Genomic DNA, 26,116 nt, shown 5'->3' on the forward strand with positions numbered 1-26,116 from the left:
CATGACGTACCGCCAAACGCCCACCGCCATCGTCGGTATGGCGGTGCTGCTGCCCGGCGCTCCCGGTCTCGACGCCTACTGGCGCAACCTGCGGGACGGCGTCGACGCGATCCGCGACGTCCCCGCGGACCGCTGGGACGCCGACTACTACCACCCCGGCTCGGCCGCCGGCCCCGCCGTCCCCGGCCAGGTGTACTGCCGGCGCGGTGGTTTCGTGGACGGCCTGGCCGAGGTGGAGGTCACCCGCTACGGCATCATGCCCGCCTCGGTCTCCGGTACCGAACCCGACCAGCTGATCGCCCTCGACGTGGCCGCCGCCGCGCTCGCCGACGCGGGCGGCGAGGGACGGCTGCCCGAACGGCACCGGGTCGGCGTGGCCCTGGGCCGCGGCGGCTATCTCACTCCCGGCCTGGCCCGGCTCGACCAGCGGGTGCGGACGGCAGGACAACTGGTCCGGACCCTGGGCGAGTTGCTCCCCGAGCTGTCCACCGAGCAACTGGAGGGGGTACGAGCGGCGTTCACCGAGCGACTCGGCCCGGACAGCCCCGACTCCGCGATCGGCCTGGTCCCCAACCTCGCCGCCTCCCGCATCGCCAACCGGCTCGACCTGCGCGGCCCCGCCTACACCCTGGACGCGGCCTGCGCCTCCTCCCTGGTCGCCGTCGACCAGGCGGTCACCGAACTGGCCACCGGGCGCTGTGACGTGATGCTGGCCGGGGGAGTGCACCACTGTCACGACATCACCCTCTGGAGCGTCTTCTCCCAACTGCGCGCCCTGTCCCCGAGCGAGCGCATCCGCCCCTTCCACCGCGATGCCGACGGCATCCTCATCGGCGAGGGCACCGGCGTCGTCGTACTCAAGCGCCTCGCCGACGCCGAACGCGACGGCGACCGGGTCTACGCGGTGATCCGCGGCACGGGCGTGGCCGGCGACGGCCGTACGGCCGGGCTCGCCGCCCCCGACCCGGGCGGGCAGGCCCGGGCCGTGCGCCTGGCCTGGCAAGCCGCCGGACTCGACCCCGCCGCACCGGACTCGATCGGCCTGCTGGAGGCCCACGGCACCGCCACGCCCGCCGGCGACGCCGCCGAACTCGCGACGCTTGCCGAGGTGTTCGGGCCGGTGACGGCAGACGGCGGTGACCGCGCCGTCCTCGGCTCGGTGAAGTCGATGATCGGGCACACCATGCCGGCCGCCGGGGTGGCGGGCCTGGTCAAGGCCGCCCTCGCGCTGCACCACGGCACCCTCCTGCCGACCCTCCACTGCGACGATCCGCACCCCGCACTCGCCGGCACCCGCTTCCGCACCCTGGAGCGGGCCCGGCCCTGGCGGACCGACGCGCGGCAACCCGTCCGGCGGGCCGCCGTGAACGCCTTCGGCTTCGGCGGCATCAACGCCCACGTGGTGCTGGAGGAGTTCCCACGGGCGCGCTCCGCACCTCCGCACGCCGGGTTGGGCGGGGCCAACGGCCGGGGGGCGCCGGAGGATGCCTCGAGTGGTCGTTCGGCGTCGGCTTCCGCCGGGTTGGGCGGGGTCAACGGTCAGCCTGTGCCGGAGAACGCATGCCACTCGGGTTCGGCGCCTGTGTCCGTGACCCCCTCCGTTGCGCCATCCGCGTCCGCTTCCGTGACCGCACCGGCGCTCGCTTCCGTGACCCCATCCGTGGCACCATCCGCGCCAGCCTCCGTGACCGCACCGGCGCCTGCACCCGCGCCGCCGCCGCTGTCCGTGCCCGCGCCGTCGTCAACGTCCGCGCCCTCGTCGGCGACCGCATCCGCGCTCCCCTCGACGTCCGCCTCCGTCGTGCGTGTCGGTGAGCCCGAGCGTGTTCTCCTGCTCTCCGCCGCCGGCCGGGACGACCTCGTCGCGCTCCTCGACGCCGAGGACACCGTCGTACTGGCCGGCGGTCTGGATCCCGGCCGGCCTCCCCAGGACGCCGGTCCCGTCCGGCTCGGTGTCGTGGATCCGACCGCCACGCGGCTCGCGCTGGCGCGCCGCGCGGTCGCCAAGGGCCGGCCCTGGCAGGGCCGCAACGACGTGTGGTTCCGGCCCGGCCCCCTACTGGGCCGCGCCGACGGCAGGCTGGCGTTCGTCTTCCCCGGTCTGGAGGGCGACTTCACGCCCCGCACCGACGACATCGCCGCCCACTTCGGCCTGCCCCCGGTCCCTGGCACGGACGTGCAGGTCGGTGACGTCGGACGCCACGGTTTCGGCGTCGTCGGCGTCGGCCGGCTGCTCGACCGGGCGCTGCGCCGTATCGGTGTCGTACCGGACGCGGTCGCCGGGCACAGCGTCGGTGAGTGGACGGCGATGGTGGCCGCCGGACTGTACTCGGCCGCCCAAGTGAACGCCTTCATGGCCGAGTTCGACCCGGACGCGGTGGCCGTCCCCGGACTCGTCTTCGCCTCCGTCGGCACCTCCGCCGCGCACGTCCGCGTCGCGCTCACCGAGAGCTGGGCGGACTCCGGGATCGTCCTCTCCCACGACAACGCGCCCCGCCAGTCCATGGTCTGCGGGCCGGACGCGGCGGTCGCGGAGTTCGTACGGGCCTTCCGTGCCCGAGGCGTGCTCTGCCAGGTGCTGCCCTTCCGGTCCGGTTTCCATACGCCGATGCTCGAGCCGTACCTCGCCCCCATCAAGGAGGCCGCCGACCGCTTCCGGATCCATCCGCCGACCGTGCCGGTCTGGTCCGGCACCACCGCGGCGCCCTTCCCGCAGACGGAGTCGGCGGTGCGCGAGCTGTTCGTACGGCATCTGCTGGAACCCGTCCGCTTCCGCCAGCTCACCGAGGCCCTGTACGCCGACGGTCACCGCGTCTTCGTCCAGACCGGCCCGGGACGGCTGACCTCCTTGATCGGTGACACCCTCGGCGACCGCGACCACCTGGCCGTCGCCGCCAACTCGCCCCACCACGGCGGCATGGCCCAACTACGGCGCGTGGCCACGGCCCTCTGGACGGCGGGGGCGGCCGTGGCCCCGGCCCTGACACCGGCCCCGACACCGGCCGTATCGGCGCGCGCGACGGCAGCCCGGACCGGCATCGAGCGCCCGCCGGTCCGGCTCGACCTCGGCGGCGCGCTGGTGTCACTGGACGGGCCGGTCCTCGACGCCCTGCGTGCGCAACTGCGGCCGGCCACGCGCAGCCAGGACGCTCAGAGCCCCCTGGACGGCCTCGCCGCGCGCTTCCCGGCCGCCGCCGAACTGGCGGCCCTGCTCCGGGACACCGCGGACACGGCAGCAGACCTGATCAAGGCGGCCCACCACCGATCCGCACCCACGGCCCCACCGACACTCACCGCGAATCCGCACGCCGCCGCGCTCACGGATTCTTCGACGGCCGGCGCGAATCCACATGCCGCCGCGCTCACGGGTTCTTCGACGGCCGGCGCGATTCCGCACGCCGCCGCGCTCACCGGTCCTTCGACGGCCGGCGTGAACCCACACGCCCCCGCGCCCACCGCCCCCTCGACCGTTGAACCGAACCCGCACGCCCCCGCGTCCACTGGTCCTTCGACGGCCGGCGCGAACCCGCATGTCCCCCCGCTCACCGCCCCCTCGACCGTCGACCCCAACCCGCAGCTTCCCCCGCCCACCCGCCCTTCGACGGTCGTCACCACCGTGCGGGTCTCCCCGCAGACCATGCCCCACCTCCTGGACCACTGCTTCTTCCCGCAGCGTCCCGGCTGGCCGGATCTGGAGGACCGTTGGCCGGTGGTGCCCGCCACCACGATCGTCCGGCACATGATGGACGCGGCGGAGGAGGCGGCCCCCGGCCGGCGGGCGGTCGCGGTGCACGGGGCCCGGTTCGACCGGTGGCTCACCGCCACACCCCCCGTCGACGTACCGGTCACCGTCACCCCGACCCCCGACCGACCGAACCGCGTCACCGTCACCCCGACCCCCGACCGACCGAACCACGTCACCGTCACCTTCGGCCCAACGGCCCGCGCCGTGGTCGAACTCGCCCCGTGCCACCCGGCACCGCCCCCGCCCAGCCCCGTCCCGGACGCCGCCGAACGCGCCCCCGAGCACACCGCGGCCCAGCTCTACCGCGACCGCTGGATGTTCCACGGCCCGGGCTTCCAGGGCCTGACCGAGCTGAGCGCGATCGGCGAGCGGCACATCCGCGGCGTGCTCACCGCACCCACTGCCCCCGGCGCCCTGTTGGACAACGTGGGCCAGCTGCTCGGTTACTGGATCATGGCGTCCCGCACCGAGCGGACCGTCGTCTTCCCCGTGCAGATACGCCAGATGCGCTTCCACGGGCCGCACCCGGCCCCCGGCACCGAGGTCCGCTGCCTGGTGCGGATCACCTCGCTCACGGACACCGTCCTGGAGGCGGACGCGGAGCTGACCGTCGGCGGCCGGGTGTGGGCCGTGCTGAGCGGCTGGCAGGACCGCCGCTTCGACAACGACCCGACGACCCGCCCCGTCGAACGCTTCCCCGAGCGCCACACCCTCTCCGTTTCCCGGCCGGGCGGCTGGACGCTGGTCCACGAGCGGTGGCCGGACCTCGCCTCCCGGGAGCTGATCATGCGCAATTCGCTGGGCGGCGCCGAGCGTGCCGAGTACGCCGACCGCCCACCGCGCGGCCGCCGGCAGTGGCTGCTCGGCCGGATCGCGGTCAAGGACGCCGTACGGCAGTGGCTCTGGCAGCACGGCGAAGGGCCCGTCTTCCCGGCCGAGATCCGGGTCCGCAACGACGAACTGGGCCGCCCGTACGTCACCGGCGTGCACGGCCGCGCCCTGCCGGCGCTGGACGTCTCGCTCGCCCACCGGGCCGAGGCGGGCGTCGCGATCGTACGGCCGCGCACCCCGCGGCCCGGCCCCGGCATCGACGTCGAGGAGGTCACCGCACACGACCCGGCGACCCTGGCCACCGCGCTCGGCCCCGCCGAACTGCGGCTCCTGCGCGCCCGGTCGGGGGACGGCGCCGACCCGGAGACCCTGTGGTTCACACGCTTCTGGGCCGCCAAGGAGGCGGTCGCCAAGGCCGAAGGCGTCGGATTCGGCGGTCGCCCACGGGACTTCGCCGTGCTGGAGGCCGCCCCGGACGGCACCCGGCTACTGGTCTCCGGCCGCCTGGAACGCGCTTACACCGTGCACTGCGCCCCGGTGGCCAATCCGCCCGCCCTGCCGGAGCGCGCCTACGTGGTGGCCTGGACGACCGGGCCCGGAGCCGACGACGGACAACACCACCCAGCAGCCGAGGAGTACCCCCGATGAACCCCATCCCGCCGGCCCCGGCGCGACCCTCCGCCGACACCGTGCTCGCCGATGTCACCGGCATGCTCCGCACGGTGCTGGCGGAGTACGGCGACGACGACGTGGTGATCGGCATGTCCACCACCTTCAACCGCGACCTGGAACTGGAGAGCATCGACCTCGTCACCCTGGCGGGCCTGCTGGAGGAGCGCTACGGGCAACGGGTCAACCTCGCCGAGTTCCTGGCCGGCATGGAGTTCGACGAGATCATCGAGCTGACCGTCGGCCGGCTCGTGGAGTACGTGGTGTGGAGCCTGAAGTCCACGCAGGCGGGCTGAGCCATGGCCATGGTCGACGCCGGCGGCATCCGGTTGCACGTCCAGCGCATGGGTCCCGCCGGCGGCCGCGCCCCGCTCGCCACGGTGGTCCTGGTGCACGGGCTGCTCACCGACAGCCTGGCCAGCTACTACTTCACCGTCGCCCCCGCCTTCGCGGCTGCGGGACTCGACGTCGTCATGTACGACCTGCGCGGGCACGGCCGCAGCGAGCGCCCGCCGCACGGCTACACCCTGGACCACAACATCGACGACCTCACAGCACTCCTCGACCGCCTGGGGGTCGCCCGGCCCCTGCACCTCGTCGGCAACTCCTACGGCGGTACCGTCGCCTTCGGCTACGCGGCCCGCCACCCCGGCCGTACGGCCAGCCTGACGCTGATCGAGTCCGAGCCCGCGACCGCTGCCTGGGCGGCCAAACTGGGCCGCATCCTGCGCCGGGTGACGACGGAACTCGCGCACAACGAGCCCGACGCGATCGCCTGGATCACCGCCCACCGCGGGCACAACACCGCCCGCCTCGCCAAGGGCGCGGCCCGGCTCGCCCGCGACACCACCCTCGGCCGGGACATCCCCGCCAGCCGGGTGCTGACCGAGGCCGAGATCAGTGCCGTACGCTGCCCGGTCCTCGGTGTGTACGGCGGCGACTCGGACCTGGTGGACCTGGTGCCGCTGAAGCAGGGGCTGCTGACCGACTTCCGGGCGGTCGTGCTGCCCGGGCACGAGCACTCGGTGCTGGTCGAGGCGCCCGGCAGTGTCGGCGGTCACATCCTGGACCTGATCCGGGCGGGGGCGGGTGTCCGGTGAGCGCCTTCCTCTTCGTCGTCCCGTCGCTGACCGGGCACATCAACCCCGCCGTCGGCGTCGCCGCCCGGCTCACCGCGCACGGGCACCGAGTGGCCTGGGCGTGCGCCGATCCGGCGCTGGTGCGGCGGCTCGCGGGCGCGGACGCCGAGGTGTACGGGTGCGCCGGCCCGGTGCCGGGCGCCGCCGGCGCCGTACGGCCCCCGAACCTGCGGGGCGCGGAGGCGCTGAAGTTCCTCTGGGAGTGGTATCTGCTTCCGCTCGCCGACGCGATGGCGCCCGGTGTCCGCGCGGCCGTCGCGGAGTACCGCCCGGACGTGGTGGTCGCCGACCAACAGGCCTTCGCCGGCGCGCTGGTGGCCGAACACCTCGGGCTGCCGTGGGCCACCTCCGCGACCACCTCGGCGGAGTTCACCGGCGCCTACGACGGCCTGCCCAAGGTCGCCGAGTGGCTGCGCCTGCGCCTGGCCGAGCTGCGCGGCCGCGTCGGTGACCCGACCGGCAACGCCGACCCGCGCTTCTCGCCGCACCTCCTGCTGGTGTTCAGCACACCGGAACTCGTCGGAGCGCGGGCACCGTTGGCGCCGCACATCCACTACGTCGGCCCCTCGCTCGCCGGCCGCCCGGCCACGACCGGCTTCCCCTGGGCATGGCTGGACCACGGCCGGGCCAAGGTCCTGGTGACCCTGGGCACGGCCAACGCCGACGCGGGCGGCCGTTTCCTCACCGAGTGCCTCGCCGCGCTGCGGGACCGCGCCGACCGGGTGCAGGCCGTGCTCGCCGACCCGGGCGGCACGCTCCCCGTCACGACCGGTGACAAGGACGTTCTGATCCTGTCGTCGGTGCCTCAACTCCCGCTCCTGGCACGGATGGACGCCGTCGTCTGTCACGCGGGACACAACACCGTGTGCGAGGCCCTGTGGCACGGCGTCCCGCTCGTCGTCGCACCCATCCGGGACGACCAGCCGGTGGTCGCGGAACAGGTCGTGGACTGTGGTGCCGGGGTCCGGGTCAGGTTCGGCCGCGTGACCGCGGCCCGGCTGGGCGAGGCCCTCGACACCGTCCTGCACGACTTCGCCCCGCGGGCCGCCGCCGCCCGGGTCCGCACCGCGTTCCGCGCGGCGGGTGGCGCACAGGCCGCGGCGGCCCACCTCGAACGACTCGCAGCGGAGGGCCCATGAGCGACCACGGTGACCACAGCGACCACAGCGACCACAGCGACCACGGTGACCACGACGACAACAAGAGAGCCCGCATCGCCGCCCTGCGCCCCGCCTACCGGACCGACCTGGCCACCGGCACGGACCGTTTCCTCGGCCCCCGGCGCACCACCTGCCCCTGGTGCTCCTCCGGCCGGCTCACCGCCCGCCTGAGCACCACCGACCTGCTCCAGCACAAGCCCGGCCGCTTCGCCCTGGACCGCTGCGCCGACTGCGGCCACGTCTTCCAGAACCCCCAACTGAACGAGGAGGGGCTGGAGTTCTACTACCGCGACTTCTACGACGGCCTCGGTGAGCAGCGGATGAGCGGCACCTTCGGCGGCCGTACCACGATGTACCGGAACCGCGCCGAGGCCCTGCTGCCGCACGATCCCGCCCCGAAGACGTGGCTGGACGTCGGCACCGGCCACGGCCACTTCTGCGAGGCCGCCCGCACCGTCCTGCCCGGCACGGCGTTCGACGGCCTGGACTTCACCGACGGCGTCGAACTCGCCGCCCGCGAAGGCCGCGTGGACCACGCCCACCGCGGCGCCTTCCCCGCCCTCGCCCCCGAACTGGCCGCCCGCTACGACGTGGTGAGCATGTTCCACTATCTGGAGCACAGCACCGACCCCGAGCGTGAACTCCGCGCCGCCCACGAGACCCTACGCCCCGGCGGTCATCTCCTCATCGAGGTCCCGGACCCGGACAGCCGCTACGCCCGCCTCCTCGGCCGCTGGTGGCTGCCCTGGCTCCAGCCGCAGCACCTGCACCTCATGCCGGTCGGCAATCTGCGGCGGCGGCTGACCGAACTGGGCTTCACGGTGGTCGCCGAGCAGCACGCGGAACCGCACGACCCGGTCGATCTGCTCGCCGCCGTCTGGCTGGCCCTCGACCACACCGCCCCGCGCGAGGACTCGCCCTGGCTGCCCGAGCCGCCCGGCGCGCTGCGGCGCGGCCTGCGCACCGCGCTCCTCCTCGCGGGCGTGCCCGCCCTGCTCACGGCGACCCTCCTGGACCGCTTCGCCCTGCGCCCCCTCTCCCACCGCCTGGGCCTCTCCAACGCCTACCGCCTGGTGGTCCGCCGCGAATGAGCCGCGACTTCGGCGGTCGGCAGTCCGTGTCCGGTGGCTCTACTGGCGGGCCGGGACTGAGTGGTGGCGTTGGTGGCCGGCCGTGTGTGGCCGGTGGCCTTGGTGGTGGGCGGGGCGGGAGCTGTGGTCATATCGGCGCGCTCACAGGGCCTTGGCGCGGATCAGTGCCGACAGCACCAGGGCTCCGGGCAGCAGGGGCAGCCAGTCGGTCAGCACGCGGTAGCCGATCACGGTCGCCGTGGCCACCGACGGCGTCGAGCCGAACGTGACCAGCGTCCACACCAGCGCCGCGTCGACCGCGAGCCCGCCCGGCGCCGGTACCACCCCGACCGCCGTGCCCGCCGCGAGGTAGGCGAGCGTCACCTGCTCCCACGGCAGCCCCAGCCCGAGCGAGGCCCCGACACAGGCGAGGGTGCCCGCCTGCACCAGCGGCATCGCGACCGCTCCGCCCCAGAGCGCGAACACCCGGCAGGGCCGCGAGTGCACCACACGCGCGTCGGCGAGAGCCGAGCGCAGCAGCCCGGTCACCGGCCGCCGCAACGGCCGTACGACGGTCAGCAACGCTCCCGCGATCGCGAGGACCCCGCCCGCCACGGCGGCGGCCGGCACCAGCAGTCGCCCGTCCGGGATCAGCGCACCGAGGCGCCGCCAGGTCGGGGAGGCCGCCAGGAACACGAGCAGGACCAGTGTCTTCGCGGAGGACCTCGCGAGCGAGTACAGGCCGATCGACGCGGTGGCCCGGTCCAGCGGCACTCCCCGGGCCCGTAGAAAGCGCAGGGTGACGGCATGGGCGCCGAGCCCGCCGGGCAGCGCGTGGTTGGCGGCGCCGGCGGCGAACTGCGAGGCCAGCAGCAGCCCCGGCGGCAGCCGGTCGGGCAGGGCGCCCTGCCGGACGCACGAGGCCGCCACCCAGCTCAGACAGGTGCACCCGACACCGGCCAGCAACCACCGCGGGTCGGCGGCGACCAGCCGCCGGACCCCCTCGTGCAGTACGGGCCGGTTGGTGACGGCCCAGCCACCGGCGAGCAGCACCGGAGCCAGGCACAGGGCCAGCCGTACGGACCGCGCCGCGAGGAGGGACGCTCGGGCTGGGGCGCCAGGACCGGGACCGGGGCCCGCGGGCTCGGGAGGGGTCTCCTGCCCGGACGGCGAGCCGGAGGACAGGGGAGCGGGCGGGGTGAGCGGGGGTAGCGGGGGGACCGGGGACAGTGAGGACACGGGGACGTCGTCCTTCCGCAGGAGGCCCGCGGCGGGGACCTGGGAGGCGGGCCGGGCGAACCGCGGGGAGCCTTCCCCCTCCCGCGTGACACCGGGATGTCCGAAAACCGAAGGAGCGTGGGCGGGACGGTGCCGCCGGGCCGGTGCGCGCAGGCCGCCGTTCACCGCCGACCAGGTAGCCTTCCCGTGGGGTGCACTTCGCATGCGAGGCCCCGGAAGCGAAGGAACGCGACAGGGGAGGAACCGGCGGTGCACGTCCAGGAATGGCTCGACTCGGTGCCCGCGGCCGCCGTCTACGCCCTGGTGGCCCTGGTGATCGGCCTGGAGAGCCTGGGCATCCCGCTGCCGGGGGAGATCATCCTGATCTCGGCGGCGCTGATGTCCTCACAGCACTCGGGTGTCAATCCGGTCGTGCTCGGCCTGTGCGCCACCGCCGGTGCCGTGATCGGCGACTCCATCGGCTACGCGATCGGCCGCAAGGGCGGCCGCCCGCTGCTGGCCTGGCTCGGCAGGAAGTTCCCGAGACACTTCAGCGTGGGCCACGTGGCCACCGCCGAGCGGTCCTTCGAGAAGTGGGGCATGTGGGCCGTCTTCTTCGGCCGCTTCGTCGCCCTCCTGCGTATCTTCGCGGGCCCGCTCGCCGGCGTCCTGCACATGCCGTACTGGAAGTTCCTGATCGCCAACGTCCTCGGCGGCATCTGCTGGGCGGGCGGCACGACGGCCGTCATCTACTACGTCGGCATCGTCGCCGAGGACTGGCTGAAGAGGTTCTCGTACCTGGGCCTGGCGGTGGCCCTCGTGATCGGCCTCGCGTCGATGCTCATCCTGAAGCGCAAGGCGAAGAAGGCCCAGCAGCAGCACGAACCAGAAGCCGAGCCCGTCGGCGCGGGGGACTGAAGCGCGCTGAAGGGGCGCGGGGCTGTGCCGGCCGGAGGCTCCGCCGGGTGGGCGCGGCAGTTCCACGCGCCCGCACCCGCCATCGTCACCTACTCGTGCACCCCGCGATGCGCCTTGGCCAACTCCGCGTACATCGTGCCGTTGAGGGTGACTCCCTGCCGCTCCTCCTCCGTGAGTTCCCTCCGCACCTTGGCCGGCACCCCGGCCACCAGCGACCCCGGGGGCACCACCATTCCCTGCGGCACCAAGGCCTGAGCGGCGACCAGGGACCCGGCGCCGATCACCGCCCCGTTGAGCACGGTCGCCCCCATCCCGATCAGGCAGTCGTCCTCGACGGTCGCCCCGTGCACCACCGCGTTGTGCCCGATGGACACCCGCTCCCCGACCGTGACCGGAAACCCGGGATCCGCGTGCAGGGTGACGTTGTCCTGCACGTTCGCGCTCGCCCCGACGGTGATCCGCTCGACATCACCGCGCACGACCGCCCCGTACCAGACGCTGGCCCCGGCACGCAGGGTGACGTTCCCGATCACAGAGGCCGTAGGCGCCACGAAGGCCTCCGGGTCGATCTGGGGTTCCTTGCCGCCTATGCCCACGATCAGCGCCTTGTGCGTCATCACCGTTCTCCTCATGTCCGGCTTACCCCCGCACCGTACGCCACCCCGTAGGGCGAAGATCACAGCGGACCGGACTCCGGACGGCGTCCCCCGCTGAGTACCGTAAGGCGCGTGCCGAAGCGCAAGAACACGTTCTCATCGTGGCGTCGCCGCCTCGCCCAGCGTGCCGTTCACGCGGCGTGGGGCTGGGCCCAGCGCGCGGGCTCGATCACGGCCGAGCACCCGGCGGCCTTCCGTTTCGGCGCGATGGGAACAGGTACCAGGCTGGCCTTCCCGCTCGGCACGGTCTTCGGCGAACCCTGGATCCATGTCGGCTCCCACTGCATCATCGGCGAGCAGGTCACCCTCACCGCCGGCCTGATGCCGGACCTCGATCTCGGCCCGGATCCGATCCTGCGCATCGGCGACGGAGTGGTCCTCGGCCGCGGCAGCCACGTCATCGCCGACACGACGGTCACCATCGGCAGCGACTGCTACTTCGGCCCCTACGTCTACGTCACCTCCACCAACCACTCCTACGACGACCCGAACGAGCCGATCGGCAGGCAGTGGCCGCGGATGGAGCCGGTCGAGATCGGCCCGGGCTGCTGGATCGGCACCGGCGCGGTGATCCTGCCGGGCGCGCGCATCGGCCGGAACGTGGTCGTGGCGGCCGGAGCGGTCGTACGCGGCACGGTGCCCGACCACGCCGTGGTGGCCGGGGCGCCGGCCCGCGTGGTACGCCGCTGGACCCCCGACGACGGCTGGCAGCCGCCGCTCAGGACCCCGGCCCCGGTGCCGATCCCGGCAGGGACGACGCCGGGCCAGCTGCGGGCGCTGGCGGAACTGGACGACGACGGGGTGGCGCGGCTCGCCGAACTGGAACCCGAGAGCTGACGCGTCCCGGCCGAGGACCGGGACCCGGCTCAGCCGGTCGCCAGCAGCAGCGTGCCCAGCAGAGCCAGTCCCGCTCCCGCCGCCTGCACCGCGCGCAACCGCTCGCTGAGAAAGCCCCGCGCGGCCAGCGCCGTCACCACCGGGTACAGCGAGGCGAGGACGGCCGCCACGGTGACCGGACCGTGCTGGGCGGCGATCGCGTACGTGCCGTTGGCCGCCACGTCGGCGAGTCCGACGAAGGCCAGGGCGGGCAGCGAGGCCCAGGGGAAGCCGGCGTCCGGCAGGGCGGCACCGCCGCGCCGCACCGAGGCGGCGAGCGTGGCGCCACCCACGGCGACGTTGGTCAGCCGCTGCACGAACAGCGCGAGGAACAGGCCGGTGACATTCGTCGAGGCCTCCGTGATCAGCGCGAACACCGTGCCGAAGCCCAGCGTCGCGACCAGTGTGAGCAGGATCGTCTGCCGCTGCACGGCCGCGCCCCGCAGCTGCGGACCACCCGCGAGGACGACGCCGGTGACGGCGACGGCGATGCCCCCGACCTGAAGCAGGCCCGGGCGCTCGCCGAGGACCAGGCCCACGCCGACCGGTACGGCGACGCTGAGGGTGGCGAGCGGCGAGACGACCCCCATCGGGCCGAGCGCGAGGGCCTTGTAGAAGGAGAACAGCGCCACGGGTCCGACCAGGCCCGCCGCGAACGCGAACCACAGCCGGGGCCCGGCCTCGCTCCACCCTCCCGTGGTGAGGACGATCGCACCCAGTACGGTCGCCGCGATCGCCTGCGAGACGACCACGACCGTCAGCGCGGGGGTACGTCGTGTCAGCAGCCCGCCGCCGAAGTCGGCCAGCCCCCACAGGAGACTGGTGGTCAGGGCGAAGATTGCTGTCACGATGCCTCGCAGTACAGTTCCTTGAACGAGCGGGTGCGCCTCACCGTAGTTCACTCAGCTGCACTGCGTCATTCACGATAATGAACCATCTCGGATATTGGACGGAATGTGTCGGACCTCGAACTCCTGACCCAGTCCCTCGCGCGCAACGTGAAGCACTGGCGCTCGGTGCGGGGCTTCACCCTCGACGTGCTCGCCGCCCGGGCCGGCGTCAGCCGCGGGATGCTCATCCAGATCGAGCAGGCGCGCACCAACCCGAGTATCGGAACGGTCGTCAAGATCGGTGACGCGCTCGGCGTCAGCGTCACCACGCTCCTCGACTACGAGCGGGGCCCCGAGGTCCGGATCGTCCCCGCCGAACAGGCCGTACGGCTGTGGCACACCGAGGCCGGCAGCTACAACCGGCTCCTCGCCGGCACGGAGGCCCCCGGCCCGCTGGAGATGTGGGACTGGCGGCTGATGCCGGGCGAGCACAGCCCCTCCGACCCGCACCCGGTGGGCACGGTCGAGCTGGTCCACGTCACCGCGGGTGAACTGACGCTCACCGTGGACGGCGTCGAGCACCGCGTCCCGGCCGGCGCGAGCGCCACGTTCGAGGCCGGCACGCCGCACACGTACGGCAACAAGGGCGACGAACCGATGGAGATGCTGATGGCCGTCTCCGTACCCCCCGTGCGCTGAACGGCGCCGGAGCGGACTGTTAGCGTGCGGCCATGCGCGCACCCATCGGAGACTTCGACACCGCCGCTCCCGCCCCGGACTGCCTGGACGAGCTGACCGCCCCGGTCGCCGACGCCGTACGCGGCTGGCGGGGCGGCGTCCCCGCCGACCGGATCGTCTACGTCGACACCGACCCGCGCTGGGCCGACACCGCCGTCTTCGTCGAGCACTACGGCCGTGCTCTGCTGGAGCAGTCGGCGAACTGCGTGGTCGTCGTGGGCAAGCGGGGCGGTGAGACCACCCTTGCCGCATGCGTGGTGCTCTCCACCACCCGGGTCGACGTCAACGGCGTCGTCCGCCGCCAACTCGGTGCTCGCAAGGCCTCGTTCGCCTCGATGGAGACGGCGACCGGGGAGACCGGCATGGAGTACGGCGGCATCACCCCGCTCGGACTGCCCACCGGCTGGCCGGTGCTGGTGGACTCGGCCGTGGTCGACCTGCCCTACGTCCTGGTCGGCAGCGGCCGCCGACGCGGCAAGCTACTGGTACCGGGCAAGGCCCTCGCGGAGCTGCCGGGCGCGCTGGTACTGGAGGGACTCGGGGTGGCCTGACCTGCCGCCTGTCGCCTGTCGGTTGCCGCCGTCCGGCGTCTGCCGTCAGGCCGTTCAGGCCGTCAAGTGGTGGGCCAGAGCCAGGTGCGGGTCCGTCTCGCCCGGGGCAGGTGCGGGGTCGGCGTGCACCAGGGCGGCCGTCAGCCCCGGTACGGCGTGCAGCAGGGCGTGTTCGGCCTCGACGGCGATCGCGTGCGCCTGCCGTACCGTCGCCTCGCCGTCCACCACCACCGCGAGTTCGGCCCGCAGCCGGTGCCCGATCCAGCGCAGTCGCAGCTCGCCGACCTCCCGCACACCCGGCACGTCCCGTGCCGCCCGCTCGGCCCGGTCCACCAGCGCCGGGTCGACGGCGTCCAGCACCCGCCGGAACACCTCCCGCCCCGCGTCCCGCAGCACCAGCATGATCGCGGCCGTGATCACCAACCCCACGACCGGGTCCGCCGCCGGCCGGCCGAGGGCCGACCCCGCGGCGCCCAACAGCACGGCCAGCGAGGCGAATCCGTCGGTACGGGCGTGCAGCCCGTCGGCGACCAGCGCGGCCGAGCCGATCTCCCGGCCCACCCGGATCCGGTACCGGGCCACCCACTCGTTCCCCGCGAAGCCCACCACCGCGGCCACCGCGACCGCCGGCACGTGCCGGACCGGACTCGGGTCGAGCAGCCGCCCGACGCCTGCCCACGCGGCGAAGGCCGCCGAGGCGGCGATGGTCAGCACGACGACGAGCCCCGCGAGATCCTCGGCACGTCCGTAGCCGTAGGTGAACCGGCGGGTCGCCGCCCTCCGCCCCAGCACGAAGGCGATGCCGAGGGGTACGGCGGTCAGCGCGTCGGTCGCGTTGTGCACCGTGTCCCCGAGCAGCGCCACCGACCCGGACACGGCCACCACGACCACCTGCACGAGCGCGGTGCCCCCGAGCGCCGCCAGCGACACCCACAGCGCCCGCATCCCGCGCGCCGACGACTCCAGCGCCGGGTCCAGCTTGTCGGCGGTCTCGTGGGAGTGGGGGGTGGTGAGGAGGTGGGCGAGACGGTGGCGCAGGCCGGAGGAGGGGGCGTGCGTGTGCTCCTGGTGCCCCGGCACCCGGGGATCGCGCGGGTGCCGGTGCCCGCCGTGCCCGTGCCCGTGCTCGCCGTCACCGTGCCCGTGCTCGCCGTGTCCGTGCCCGTGCCCGTGTTCGCCGTCACCGTGCCCGTGCCGGTGTCCTTCGTCGCCGTGCGGATGTCCGCCCGTCCCGTGCTGCTGAGGGTGCCGGTCGCTCACGTCGAACCCCTTCCGGTGTGCGGGAGGTGGACGCACGGCGTCCACCGAGCCAGTATGTGCGTATGAGCGCACGCACGCACCTATCACCTGCGCACCATGCGCACCCGCGCAGCCCGGGCGAGGAGCAGTTCGCGCTCGCCGCCGAACTCCTCGCCCTGCTGGGTGACCGCACCCGCCTCGCCCTGCTGCACACCCTGACGGCGGCGGAGGCCGACGTCACCACGCTCACCGCGGCATGCGGCGCCGCACGGCCGGCCGTCAGCCAGCACCTGGCCCGGCTGCGGCTCGCCGGCCTGGTGGACACCCGTAAGGAGGGCCGCCGGGTGATCTACTCACTCCGGCACGGACACCTGCGCCGCCTGGTCGAGGAGGCGCTGAAGACGGCGGACCACCGCCTCGCCGAGCGGGCCGGAGAGGGAACGCGGGTCACCGGATCGGGGCGCTGACCAGGCCGCGGACCAAGGTGCTGGTCAGGGCCGGCGTGGATTCAGAACGCGGTGGCCGTTCCGAGATAGTGCTCGGCGAAGGCCCCCGCCGCGGCCGGCGAGGTGAACAGCCGGCGGAGCCGCGCCAGCGTTGTCCCGGCCCGGTAGGAGTCGCCGGAGGCGGTGCCGTGGTAGATCTCGGAGAGCCACTCCGAGAACTCCTGGTAGTCCCATACGCGCCGCAGGCACGCCTCCGAGTAGCCGTCCAGGCCCGTGGGGTCGTCCTTGGTCAGATACGCGACCAGGCCGTCGCCGAGCAGGAACGCGTCGTTCAGGGCCAGGTTCATGCCCTTCGCGGCGATCGGCGCGGTGAGGTGTGCGGCGTCGCCGGCCAGGAAGAGACGGCCGGACACCATCGGTTCGACGACGTAGTTGTGCATGTCCAGCACGCGCTTCTCGAGCAGCCTCCCTTCCGTCAGCGGTGGGCGGTCCGCCGCGCGCAGGCGCTGCTGGAGCTCGTCCCAGACGCGCTCGTGCGACCAGTTGTCCGGGTCGTCACCGGGCGGGCACTGGAGGTAGTAGCGGGTCACCTCGGGGCTGCGGGGCATGTGCCCGGCGAACCCGCCCGGATGCATGCCGAACAGCACGCAGTCGGAGGACGCCGGTGCCTCGGCGAGCAGCGCCAGCCAGCTGATGCCGTAGTCGTGCCGGGACATCCGGGCCCGCCCCGGCAGCGCGGCCCGGCTCGCCCCCCGGGCCCCGTCGCAGCCGGCGACGAAGTCACAGCGCACCAGCAGCCGTTCACCGCTGTCCGGGTCGGTGTACGAGACCGAGGGCCGGTCCGAGTCCAGGTCGTGCAGGCGTACGTCCCGCACGCCGAAGCGGATCTCGCCCCCGCGTACGTCGGCGTACTCGCGCACGAGATCGGTCACGAGCAGTGGCTGCGGGTAGACCCAGTGCTGATGGCCCGTCAACTCCGTGTAGGAGAAGCGGTATGCCCGGCGGTCGAAGCGGAACTCGCACTCGGAGTGCCGCTCCGCACGCTCCAGCAGACGGCCGGCCAGGCCTCGCCGTTCGAGGCCGCGTACGGCCCATTCCTCGATGACCCCGGCGCGCGGCCGCTGTTCGATGAACTCTCTGCTCTCGCTCTCCAGGACCAGGCAGTCCACACCGGCGGCCCGCAGGATGTTGCCGACGGTCAGGCCGGCCGGTCCGGCGCCCACGACGACGACCGGGAAGCGGCGTGCGGCAGGGGAGTCGGAGTGGGGGGAAGGAGACGTCACGCGCACATTATGACGGTGTCCCGTCAGGCGAGCCGACGGGACACCGCAGGTGACGCGGGAGGGGGTCAGTGCGCGGGCGCGTCCGTGACCACGACCTCCTCGATGCTGCGCTCGATCGCCTCGGGCTGGGAGGCGGTCGCCTTGGCCCAGTAGTAGATGACCAGGGAGAAGGCCGCCACGACCAGGATGTCCCACCACAGCGGGATGATGCCCCGGCCGCCGAAGCCGCTCAGCCAGGAGATCAGGCCCAGGCCGAGCAGGTAACCGGGCAGCCACTGCGCGGCCCTGAAGTCCAGCCGGGGCGCGTCGGGCAGCCGCTTGCTGGTGGCGTACCAGGCGTAGGAGCCCAGCAGCACATAGCCGAGCAGGATCGCGAAGCCCAGCCGCCACAGGGTGTCCCAGCCGGCCCAGTAGATGATCAGGTTGGCGACCACGAACGAGAGCGGCGAGATGATCTTGCCGCCGGGCAGCCGGTAGGGGCGCTCGTGGTGCGGCAGGCGGTCGGCGAAGACGCCGTAGGCCAGCGGCGCGCCGGCGTACATCAGCACGCTCGCCGAGGTGATGAAGCCGACCAGTTCCTGCCAGCTCGGGAACGGCAGGAAGCAGATCACACCGGTGATGAACGACATGATGAGGCCGAACCACGGCACGCCGCGCTTGTCCGTCTTGGCGAACGCCTTGGGCGCGTAGCCGTTCTTGGCCAGGCCGAAGGAGACGCGCGAGGTGGCGGTGGTGTAGATCAGGCCGGTGCCGGCGGGGGAGATGATCGCGTCGACGTAGAGCACCCAGCCCAGCCAGCCCAGGCCCACCACGGTCGCCAGGCCCGCCCACGGGCCGCTGATGCCGGGGAAGTCCAGCTTGGCCCAGCCGTGCGCGAACGAGGTGTGCGGCAGCGCGGCGATGAAGACGACCTGCAGCAGGATGTAGATCACGGCGCCGATCGCCACCGAGCCGAGGGTGGCCCGCGGCAGGTCACGCTTCGGGTTGCGGCTCTCGCCCGCCAGCTGGATCGCCTGCTCGAAGCCGAGCAGCGCGAAGATGATGCCGCTGGAGCTGATGGCCCCCAGGATGCCCTTGGCGCCGAACGGTGCGAAGCCCTCCGAGGTGAAGTTGCTCGCGTGGAAGTTGGTCGCCGCGATGATGAAGATCGCCCCGAGCGGGACGGCGATCTTCCACCAGGTGGCGGCGCTGTTGGTGTGCGCCAGGGCCCGGACGCCGAAGAAGTTGACGCCGACGAAGACCGCCATCAGGAAGACGGCGGTGGCGAAACCGCCGGGCGTCAGGGTTCCGTCGGCGTGTTGCAGACCCTGGGCCCACTGCCAGTGACCGGCGTAGCCGATCATGGCCTCCACCTCGATGGGGGCCACGGTGGCCGCCTGCAGCCAGGCGAACCAGCCGAAGGACATGCCGGCCAGGCCGCCGAACGCGTAGTGCGGGTAGCGGGCGGTGCCGCCCGCCACCGGGAACATGCCGCCGAGTTCGGCGTGCACGAGCGCCAGCAGCACGATCGCGACCGCGCCGATCACCCACGAGATGATCGCCGCGGGGCCGGCCACGACGACCGCCTTCTCCGCGCCGTACAGCCAGCCGGAGCCGATGATGGAGCCCACGGAGGCCCACATCAGACCGATCAGTCCGACATCTCGGCGTAGACCGCCGGACTCCGTCTTGGCCTGTGGCAGGGCGTCGACTTTCGCCATGTCAAGTGGCCTCTCAGTTCATGAACGCAGAATTAACGAGCAAGGACGCCACAGGCTAGGAAAGCTTTCCACGTTTACAAAAGAGTGTTTCCCAAATCTTGACCCAGGATCTTGCCTGTCTTGGGGGCGGCCTTCACACAGGTCAGACATCAACTCCGAATGTCAATATTCAGCGCCGAATTGTGAGAAGAAGGTGAGACAGGCTAGCGTAGGCGGGGAATTTCGATCGCCGGGCACCGGTCCATGACCATCTCCAGCCCCGCCGCCCGGCTCCGCTCGTAGGCGGCCTCGTCGACGACACCCAGCTGGAACCAGACGGCCCGCGCACCCTTCGCCGCGGCCTCGTCGGCCACCGCGCCCGCCAGTTCGCTGTTGACGAAGACGTCCACCACGTCCACGTCGAAGGGGATGTCCGCGAGGGAGGCGTAACCCGGCTCGCCGTGCACCGTCTCGGCCTTCGGGTGCACCGGTACGATCCGCTTGCCGAAGCGCTGCAGCACCTGCGCCACCCCGTACGCGGCCCGGCCGCGGTTGGCGGACAGGCCGACCACGGCCCAGGTGTCACCCAGCTCGGTCAGAATCCTGCGGATCGTCGCTTCGTCGCCGTACACGGCCGTCTCCTCGGGCTGCGGGGGATGTCGGATGGTCGTCCGTGCGGGCAACAGCACCCCCGGGACGCTGATTCCCGCCCCCGTACCCCGCCACGGCGCCGGGAATCGGCGCAAGATGCCCGCGTACAGTCGCCCGGCCGCCTACGCTCGCCCCGTGCTGCGCATTCTCGACGCCCGAACCGGTGAGCCCGTCGCCGCCGTACCCGCCCGCCGCGGCCTGACCCGCATCGAGGTCCACGCCTCCGGCCTCGATCCGACGGCGCTGCGGGTGCTGCTCACCGCCGACCTGCTCGTCCGCGCCCTGGAACTGGGCGGCACCCCGGTCTGGACGATCCTCACCGCGCCCCACCGGCAGGCCGAACTGCGCACCGCCGCGACCACCCTGGCCATCCGCCCCTTCGAGGACGGCCGCGACCTCGCGTCCGGGCTCGGCGAGGCACAGGCGATCCACGTGCGGGAGGCGGGGGCGGGCACGGTGCCCGGCCAGGGACCGGTGGTGGCGGTGGCGCCGGTGACGGGGGCCGGTACGGACCCCTCGCTCCCCACCCTCCTCGCCGACCCCACGGCCCTGCGCCTCGCACTTCTCTCCGTCCCCCGCACCGAACCCGCCCGGCTGGACACCGCACTGCTGGACCGGACGGCGCACGGGCTCGCCCACTGGCGCCGGGCCGTGGCCGGGTGGGCGCGGCAGCCCTCGCGGCCGGTGCCCGAGCAGGTGCGGGCGCGGCTGCGGGCCGCCTGGGAGGACGATCTCGACCTGCCCGGAGTCCTGGCGGTGCTGCGGGACGTGGAGAACGCCCCCGACCTGCCGGACGGCGCCCGCTTCGAGACCTTCGTCTACGCCGACCGGCTGCTCGCCCTCGACCTGCCCCGCGACCTCGGGACCTTCGCGTGATCGAGCGGGCGGGCGCCGGTCCGCTGCGTCGCCTCGTGGTGCTGCGGCACGCCAAGTCCGCATGGCCCGAGGGTGTCGAGGACCACCGCAGGCCGCTCGCGCCGCGCGGCCTCAGGGACGCCCCGGCCGCCGGTCGCGCCCTCGCCGAGGCCGGCGGGCTGCCCGACCTCGCCCTGTGCTCCACCGCCGTACGCGCCCGCCGCACCTGGGAGCTGGCCTCCGCTCAGTGGGGCACCCCGCCCCCGGTCCGCTACGACCGGCGGCTGTACGCGGCCGGTGTGCCGGACCTGCTGCAGGTCGTCGCGGAGGTGCCGCGCGAGGTGGAGACGCTGCTGCTGGTCGGGCACAACCCGGGGCTCGAGGATCTGGTGCTGGAGCTGGCCGGGAGCGGTCTGGACGACACGCTGGACCGGGTGCGGGTGAAGTTCCCCACGTCCGCGATCGCCGTACTGGCCTGGCGCGGCACGGGCTGGCCCGCCCTCGCCCCGGGCACCGCCCTGCTCACCTCGCTCACCGTGCCGCGCGGCAGGAAGGAGCACGGCAAGAAGAGCGAGTAGCCCGGCTCACCCGGCGTACACCCGCGGCATAGGCTGACCGGATGCAGGACGAGTACCGCACAGTCGCCCACGCGGGCGTGCACGAGACCGAGATCAACCGCTCCCGCTTCCTGTGCGCCCTCGCCCCGGCCGCCACCGAACAGGAGGCTCAGGACTTCGTCGCCTCCGTCCGCAAGGAGCACGCCGACGCCACCCACAACTGCTGGGCGTACGTCGTCGGCGCCGACGCCTCCGTACAGAAGGCCAGCGACGACGGTGAACCGGGCGGCACCGCCGGCGTCCCCATGCTGCAGATGCTCCTGCGCCGCGACATGCGGTACACGGTCGCCGTCGTCACCCGCTACTACGGCGGGACCAAGCTCGGCGCCGGCGGCCTCATCCGCGCCTACGGCGGAGCCGTCGGCGAGGCCCTGGACGCGCTCGGCACGATCACCCGGCGCCGCTTCCGGCTGGCCACGGTGACCGTCGACCACCAGCGGGCGGGCAAGGTCCAGAACGATCTGCGCGCCACCGGACGCGAGGTGCGGGACGTCCGCTACGGCGAGGCGGTCACCCTCGAGATCGGCCTGCCGGACGCCGACGTGGACGCCTTCCGCGGCTGGCTGGCCGATGTGACGGCGGGCACGGCGGGGTTCGAACTGGGCGGAGAAGCCTACGGAGATGCGTGACGTTCCGGCTTAATCGGGCATAACGGGCGCCTGTGGGGCGGGTGATGACGGGCTGATACGGGAGTGACCGTCCGTGATGTCAGACCCGGCCGATAGTCTCGGGGATCATGCGACTCCTGCACACGTCCGACTGGCATCTCGGCCGGGCCTTCCACCGGGTGAACATGCTCGCGGCCCAGGCCGAGTTCATCGGTCACCTCGTCACCACCGTCCGTGAGTGCGGGGTGGACGCGGTGGTCGTGGCCGGGGACGTGTACGACCGTGCGGTGCCGCCGCTCGCCGCGGTCGAGCTGTTCGACGACGCCCTGCACCGCCTCGCCGACCTCGGCGTGCCCACGGTGATGATCTCCGGCAACCACGACTCGGCCCGCCGTCTCGGCGTCGCCGCCGGACTCATCGACCGCGCGGGCATCCACCTGCGCACCGAACCTGCCGCCGTCGGCACCCCGGTGGTCCTGACGGACGCCCACGGCGACGTCGCCCTCTACGGGCTGCCCTACCTCGAACCCGCGCTGGTGAAGGACGAGTTCGCCGTGGACAGGGCCGGCCACGAGACAGTGCTCGGTGCTGCCATGGACCGCGTCCGCGCCGACCTCGCCACGCGCGCGCCGGGCACCCGTTCCGTCGTCCTCGCCCACGCCTTCGTCACCGGCGGTCAGGCCAGCGACAGCGAGCGGGACATCACCGTCGGCGGGGTTGCCGCCGTCCCGGCCGGGGTCTTCGACGGCGTGGACTACGCGGCGCTCGGGCATCTGCACGGCTGCCAGACGATCACCGAGCGCGTGCGCTACTCCGGCTCCCCGCTCGCCTACTCCTTCTCCGAGGCCGGCCACCGCAAGAGCATGTGGCTGATCGACCTGGCCGCGGACGGCTCGGTCACCGGCGAGCGCGTCGACTGCCCGGTGCCGCGCCCGCTCGCCCGTATCCGCGGCACGCTGGACGACCTCCTCGCCGACCCGGAGCTGGCCCGGCACGAGGACGCCTGGGTCGAGGCCACCCTCACCGACCCGGTCCGGCCGGCCGACCCGATGGCCCGGCTCGCCGAGCGCTTCCCGCACACGCTCAGCCTGGTCTTCGCCCCGGAACGGGCCCCGGACGACCCCGAGGGGACGTACGCCCGCCGGCTCGCGGGCCGCAGCGACCAGCAGATCGCCCAGGACTTCGTCGCCCATGTGCGCGGCGCCGGACCGGACGAGCGGGAGGCGGCCGTGCTGCGGGACGCCTTCGACGCGGTGCGCGCCGACGACGCCGTACGGGAGGTGGCCCGGTGAGGCTGCACCGGCTGGACATCACCGCCTTCGGGCCCTTCGGCGGCTCCCAGAGCGTCGACTTCGACGCGCTGTCCACCGCCGGGCTCTTCCTGCTGCACGGTCCGACCGGCGCGGGCAAGACCTCCGTCCTGGACGCCGTCTGCTACGCCCTCTACGGCGCCGTCCCCGGCGCCCGGCAGAGCGGCCAGGGCATGAACCTGCGCAGCGACCACGCCGAGACGCGCACCCGCACCGAGGTCCGCCTCGAACTGACCGTGGCCGGACGCCGGCTGGAGATCACCCGGCAGCCGCCGTGGGAGCGACCCAAGCTGCGCGGCAAGGGCACCACCCTCGACAAGGCCCAGACCTGGCTGCGCGAGTACGCCGGCGCGGACGGCGTCTGGAAGGACCGCAGCCGCTCCCACCAGGAGATCGGCGAGGAGATCACCCAGCTGCTGGGCATGAGCCGTGAACAGTTCTGCCAGGTCGTCCTGCTGCCGCAGGGCGACTTCGCCCGTTTCCTGCGCGCCGACGCCGAGGCCCGCGGCCGCCTGCTCGGCCGCCTCTTCGACACCCAGCGGTTCGCCGAGGTCGAGAAGCGCCTCGCCGAACGCCGCCGCGCCGCCGAGGCACGCGTGCGGGAAGGCGACACGGCCCTGCTCGCCGACGCCCACCGCATGCAGCAGGAGGCCGGCGATGCCATGGAGCTGCCCGAGCTGGCCCCCGGTGACCCAGGTCTGGCCGAGGCCGTCCTCGGCGCCGCCGCGGTCGCCCGCAGCACCGCCCGTGAACGCCTCACCGTCGCCCACTGCCGCCTCGACGCCGCCGAATCCGCCCACGCCGCAGCGCAGCGGGCCCTGGAGGACGTACGTGAGGTCGCCCGGCTGCAGAGCAGGTTCGCCGGGGCACGGCAGCGCGCCGAGCGCCTCCAGGAGCGGGCCGGCGCCCACCGCGAGGCGCAGCAACGCATGGAGCGGGCCCGCAAGGCGGAGGCGGTCGAGCCCGCGCTGGAGCTGCGCGAGGCCGCCGAGGAGGAGCACCGCAGGGCCGCCCAGGCGGAGTCACGCGCGCGGGCGATGCTGCCCGACTCCCACGCCGACGCCGGTGCGGGCGGACTCGCCTCCGCCGCCCGCCGGGCCGCCGAGGAACTGGGCGGTCTGGACGCCGCCCGGCGCGCCGAGCGGCGGCTCGCCGAACTCGTCCAGGAGCGGACCGGGCTCGACCGGCAGGAGCGCGCCGACGAGGACGTCCTGCACGAGGCCGACGCCTGGCTCGCCGACTGGGACACGACGCGCGCGGCGCTGCAGACCCGCATCGACTCCGCACAGGAGGCCGCCACCCGCGCCGAACAGCTCGCCGTCCAGCGGGAACCGATGCGGGCGCGCCTCACCGCCGCCCGCGCCCGGGACGAGCTGGCCGCGGACCTGCGCGAGGCCCAGCGCCGGGCACTCGCCTCCGAGCAGCGCACCCTCGACGCACGCGCCCACTGGCTCGACCTCAAGGAACAGCGCCTGAATGGCATCGCCGCCGAATTGGCCGCTCACCTCACCGACGGCGAACCCTGCGCCGTCTGCGGAGCCACCGAACACCCCGCACCGGCCCGCAAGGTCGCCGGGCACGTCGACCGCGAGACCGAGGACCGCGCCCTCGCCGCCTACCAGCGCGCCGAGGAACAGCACACCGAGGACGAGCGGCGCCTCGGCGCCGTCCGCGAGGCCCTGGCCGCCGCCACCGCCGAGGCCGGTGACACGCCCACCGCCCGGCTCGCCACCGAGGCCGACGAACTCGAGCAGCAGTACGCCCGCGCCCGCCGCGACGCCTCCGCCCTGCACACCGCCCACGAGGAGCTGCGGCGCGCCGAGCACGAGCGTGAGCAGCGCCTCGCCGACCGTCAGCAGGCCGCCGTACGCGCCGCCTCCCGGCTCACCCGGCGGGACAGCCTGGAACGTGAACAGGCGCTGCTGGAAAGAGAGCTGGCGCAGGCGCGCGGCACGGCCGACAGTGTGGCCGCGCGCGCCGCGCAGCTGGAGCGGCAGGCCACGATGCTCACCCGGGCCGCCGACGCCGTGCGCGCCGCCGAGGACACCGCCCAGCGTCTGAAGGACGCCGACGCCCGCCTCGCCGACGCCGCCTACCGGGCCGGCTTCGACACCCCCCAGGCCGCGGCCGCCGCCCTCCTGGACGCCGCCGCCCACCGCGAGCTGCAACACCACCTGGACGCCTGGCAGGCCGACGAGGCCGCCGTACGCGCCGTGCTGGCGGAGGCCGACGCCGCCGCGGCCGCCCAGCAGCCGCCCGCCGATCCGGCCCTGGCCGAACGGGCGGCGGTCGCGGCGGAACGCCGGCTGCGGGAGGCCGCCTCCGCGCGCGACGCCGCCGCCCGCTGCCGCACAGAGCTGGACCGCCTCTCCGCGCGGGCCGCCGAGGCCGTACGCCGCCTCGCACCGCTGCGCGACGAGTACGACCGGGTCGCCCGGCTCGCCGCCCTCACCGCCGGCACCTCCGCCGACAACGAACGCAAGATGCGCCTGGAGTCGTACGTGCTCGCGGCCCGCCTGGAGCAGGTGGCCGCCGCCGCGACCGTGCGCCTGCAGCGCATGTCTTCCGGCCGGTACACCCTCGTCCACTCCGCCGACCGCACCGGACGCGGCCGCAGCGGGCTCGGGCTGCACGTGGTCGACGCCTGGACGGGCCGGGAACGGGACACCGCGACCCTGTCCGGCGGCGAGACCTTCTTCGCCTCCCTCGCCCTCGCCCTCGGCCTCGCCGACGTCGTCACCGACGAGGCGGGAGGCGTCCGCCTGGACACCCTCTTCATCGACGAGGGATTCGGCAGCCTCGACGACCAGACGCTGGACGAGGTCCTGGACGTCCTCGACTCGCTGCGCGAGCGGGACCGCAGCGTCGGCATCGTCAGCCACGTCGCCGATCTGCGCCGCCGCGTCCACGCCCAACTGGAGGTCGTGAAGGACAGATCGGGGTCGACGCTGCGGCAGCGCGGAGTGGGCTAGGGTCTTTCGATTGGATCATGCCGGATCAGGGTGCGGTGCCAGGCCCCGCGAGCCC

Annotated in this window: 22 protein-coding genes; 15 read left to right on the forward strand and 7 right to left on the reverse strand. The window is 73.8% G+C overall.

What is annotated here, in order from left to right:
* Position 1: 1 nt before the first annotated feature.
* From AC07C1_RS30735 to AC07C1_RS30755, 5 genes are all read left to right on the forward strand, one after another.
* Complete coding sequence (locus tag AC07C1_RS30735; RefSeq protein WP_478944254.1) at positions 2-5,224, forward strand: type I polyketide synthase; 5,223 nt, start codon at positions 2-4, stop codon at positions 5,222-5,224.
* Positions 5,221-5,541, forward strand: coding sequence for an acyl carrier protein (locus AC07C1_RS30740; protein ID WP_478944256.1), 321 nt, complete (start codon positions 5,221-5,223; stop codon positions 5,539-5,541). The genes AC07C1_RS30735 and AC07C1_RS30740 overlap by 4 nt, the downstream gene beginning before the upstream one ends.
* Positions 5,542-5,544: 3 nt before the next feature.
* On the forward strand, positions 5,545-6,345 hold the full coding sequence (locus AC07C1_RS30745) for an alpha/beta fold hydrolase (RefSeq protein WP_478944258.1): 801 nt from the start codon (positions 5,545-5,547) through the stop codon (positions 6,343-6,345).
* Positions 6,342-7,523: a glycosyltransferase gene (locus tag AC07C1_RS30750; protein WP_478944260.1), complete on the forward strand. Its 1,182-nt coding sequence runs from the start codon at positions 6,342-6,344 to the stop codon at positions 7,521-7,523. The genes AC07C1_RS30745 and AC07C1_RS30750 overlap by 4 nt, the downstream gene beginning before the upstream one ends.
* Positions 7,524-7,597: 74 nt before the next feature.
* On the forward strand, positions 7,598-8,635 hold the full coding sequence (locus AC07C1_RS30755) for a class I SAM-dependent methyltransferase (RefSeq protein ID WP_478944360.1): 1,038 nt from the start codon (positions 7,598-7,600) through the stop codon (positions 8,633-8,635).
* 141 nt (positions 8,636-8,776) lie between these two features.
* Here AC07C1_RS30755 and AC07C1_RS30760 read toward each other — a convergent pair whose 3' ends face one another.
* Entirely contained in the window at positions 8,777-9,844 is a 1,068-nt protein-coding gene (locus tag AC07C1_RS30760) for a lysylphosphatidylglycerol synthase transmembrane domain-containing protein (protein WP_478944362.1), read from the reverse strand.
* A 258-nt stretch (positions 9,845-10,102) separates the two neighbouring features.
* On the opposite strand from AC07C1_RS30760, the gene AC07C1_RS30765 reads away from it, so the two are divergent.
* On the forward strand, positions 10,103-10,750 hold the full coding sequence (locus AC07C1_RS30765) for a DedA family protein (RefSeq protein WP_478944262.1): 648 nt from the start codon (positions 10,103-10,105) through the stop codon (positions 10,748-10,750).
* An 89-nt stretch (positions 10,751-10,839) separates the two neighbouring features.
* Here the strand turns inward: AC07C1_RS30765 and AC07C1_RS30770 are convergent, their stop codons facing one another.
* Complete coding sequence (locus AC07C1_RS30770) at positions 10,840-11,367, reverse strand: gamma carbonic anhydrase family protein (protein WP_478944264.1); 528 nt, start codon at positions 11,365-11,367, stop codon at positions 10,840-10,842.
* A gap of 111 nt (positions 11,368-11,478) precedes the next feature.
* On the opposite strand from AC07C1_RS30770, the gene AC07C1_RS30775 reads away from it, so the two are divergent.
* Complete coding sequence (locus AC07C1_RS30775) at positions 11,479-12,243, forward strand: acyltransferase (RefSeq protein WP_478944266.1); 765 nt, start codon at positions 11,479-11,481, stop codon at positions 12,241-12,243.
* 29 nt (positions 12,244-12,272) lie between these two features.
* Here AC07C1_RS30775 and AC07C1_RS30780 read toward each other — a convergent pair whose 3' ends face one another.
* Complete coding sequence (locus AC07C1_RS30780) at positions 12,273-13,130, reverse strand: EamA family transporter (RefSeq protein WP_478944268.1); 858 nt, start codon at positions 13,128-13,130, stop codon at positions 12,273-12,275.
* A 108-nt stretch (positions 13,131-13,238) separates the two neighbouring features.
* Between AC07C1_RS30780 and AC07C1_RS30785 the strand changes: the two genes are divergently transcribed.
* Together AC07C1_RS30785 and AC07C1_RS30790 are read left to right on the forward strand one after the other, a co-directional pair.
* Complete coding sequence (locus AC07C1_RS30785) at positions 13,239-13,811, forward strand: helix-turn-helix domain-containing protein (protein ID WP_478944270.1); 573 nt, start codon at positions 13,239-13,241, stop codon at positions 13,809-13,811.
* A 32-nt stretch (positions 13,812-13,843) separates the two neighbouring features.
* A complete protein-coding gene (locus AC07C1_RS30790) occupies positions 13,844-14,401 on the forward strand; it encodes a YbaK/EbsC family protein (protein WP_478944272.1) in 558 nt (185 codons plus the stop codon).
* Between the two features lie 54 nt (positions 14,402-14,455).
* On the opposite strand, the gene AC07C1_RS30795 is transcribed toward AC07C1_RS30790, so the two are convergent.
* Entirely contained in the window at positions 14,456-15,481 is a 1,026-nt protein-coding gene (locus AC07C1_RS30795) for a cation diffusion facilitator family transporter (protein WP_478944363.1), read from the reverse strand.
* Between the two features lie 242 nt (positions 15,482-15,723).
* On the opposite strand from AC07C1_RS30795, the gene AC07C1_RS30800 reads away from it, so the two are divergent.
* Complete coding sequence (locus tag AC07C1_RS30800; protein WP_478944274.1) at positions 15,724-16,107, forward strand: ArsR/SmtB family transcription factor; 384 nt, start codon at positions 15,724-15,726, stop codon at positions 16,105-16,107.
* 41 nt (positions 16,108-16,148) lie between these two features.
* Here the strand turns inward: AC07C1_RS30800 and AC07C1_RS30805 are convergent, their stop codons facing one another.
* From AC07C1_RS30805 to AC07C1_RS30815, 3 genes are all read right to left on the reverse strand, one after another.
* Positions 16,149-17,369 (reverse strand): 4-hydroxybenzoate 3-monooxygenase, encoded by a 1,221-nt coding sequence (locus AC07C1_RS30805; protein WP_478944276.1) that lies wholly within the window; start codon positions 17,367-17,369, stop codon positions 16,149-16,151.
* Positions 17,370-17,434: 65 nt separating this feature from the next.
* The gene (locus AC07C1_RS30810; RefSeq protein WP_478944278.1) at positions 17,435-19,069 is read right to left on the reverse strand and encodes an APC family permease; all 1,635 of its coding nucleotides are present in this window, start codon (positions 19,067-19,069) and stop codon (positions 17,435-17,437) included.
* A gap of 203 nt (positions 19,070-19,272) precedes the next feature.
* Positions 19,273-19,680: a CoA-binding protein gene (locus AC07C1_RS30815; RefSeq protein ID WP_478944280.1), complete on the reverse strand. Its 408-nt coding sequence runs from the start codon at positions 19,678-19,680 to the stop codon at positions 19,273-19,275.
* Between the two features lie 154 nt (positions 19,681-19,834).
* Here AC07C1_RS30815 and AC07C1_RS30820 point away from each other — a divergent pair, with 154 nt between their 5' ends.
* The 5 genes from AC07C1_RS30820 (at position 19,835) to AC07C1_RS30840 (ending at position 26,061) form a co-directional block, all read left to right on the forward strand.
* The gene (locus tag AC07C1_RS30820; RefSeq protein WP_478944281.1) at positions 19,835-20,575 is read left to right on the forward strand and encodes a hypothetical protein; all 741 of its coding nucleotides are present in this window, start codon (positions 19,835-19,837) and stop codon (positions 20,573-20,575) included.
* Complete coding sequence (locus tag AC07C1_RS30825; RefSeq protein WP_478944283.1) at positions 20,572-21,132, forward strand: SixA phosphatase family protein; 561 nt, start codon at positions 20,572-20,574, stop codon at positions 21,130-21,132. Before AC07C1_RS30820 ends, AC07C1_RS30825 begins: the two co-directional genes overlap by 4 nt.
* A 41-nt stretch (positions 21,133-21,173) precedes the next feature.
* Entirely contained in the window at positions 21,174-21,800 is a 627-nt protein-coding gene (locus AC07C1_RS30830) for a YigZ family protein (protein ID WP_478944285.1), read from the forward strand.
* Positions 21,801-21,907: 107 nt separating this feature from the next.
* A complete protein-coding gene (locus AC07C1_RS30835) occupies positions 21,908-23,071 on the forward strand; it encodes an exonuclease SbcCD subunit D (RefSeq protein ID WP_478944286.1) in 1,164 nt (387 codons plus the stop codon).
* Positions 23,068-26,061, forward strand: coding sequence for an AAA family ATPase (locus AC07C1_RS30840; RefSeq protein WP_478944288.1), 2,994 nt, complete (start codon positions 23,068-23,070; stop codon positions 26,059-26,061). The genes AC07C1_RS30835 and AC07C1_RS30840 overlap by 4 nt, the downstream gene beginning before the upstream one ends.
* Positions 26,062-26,116: the final 55 nt, after the last annotated feature.

It is taken from the genome of Streptomyces sp. NPDC045022 (assembly GCF_056432605.1).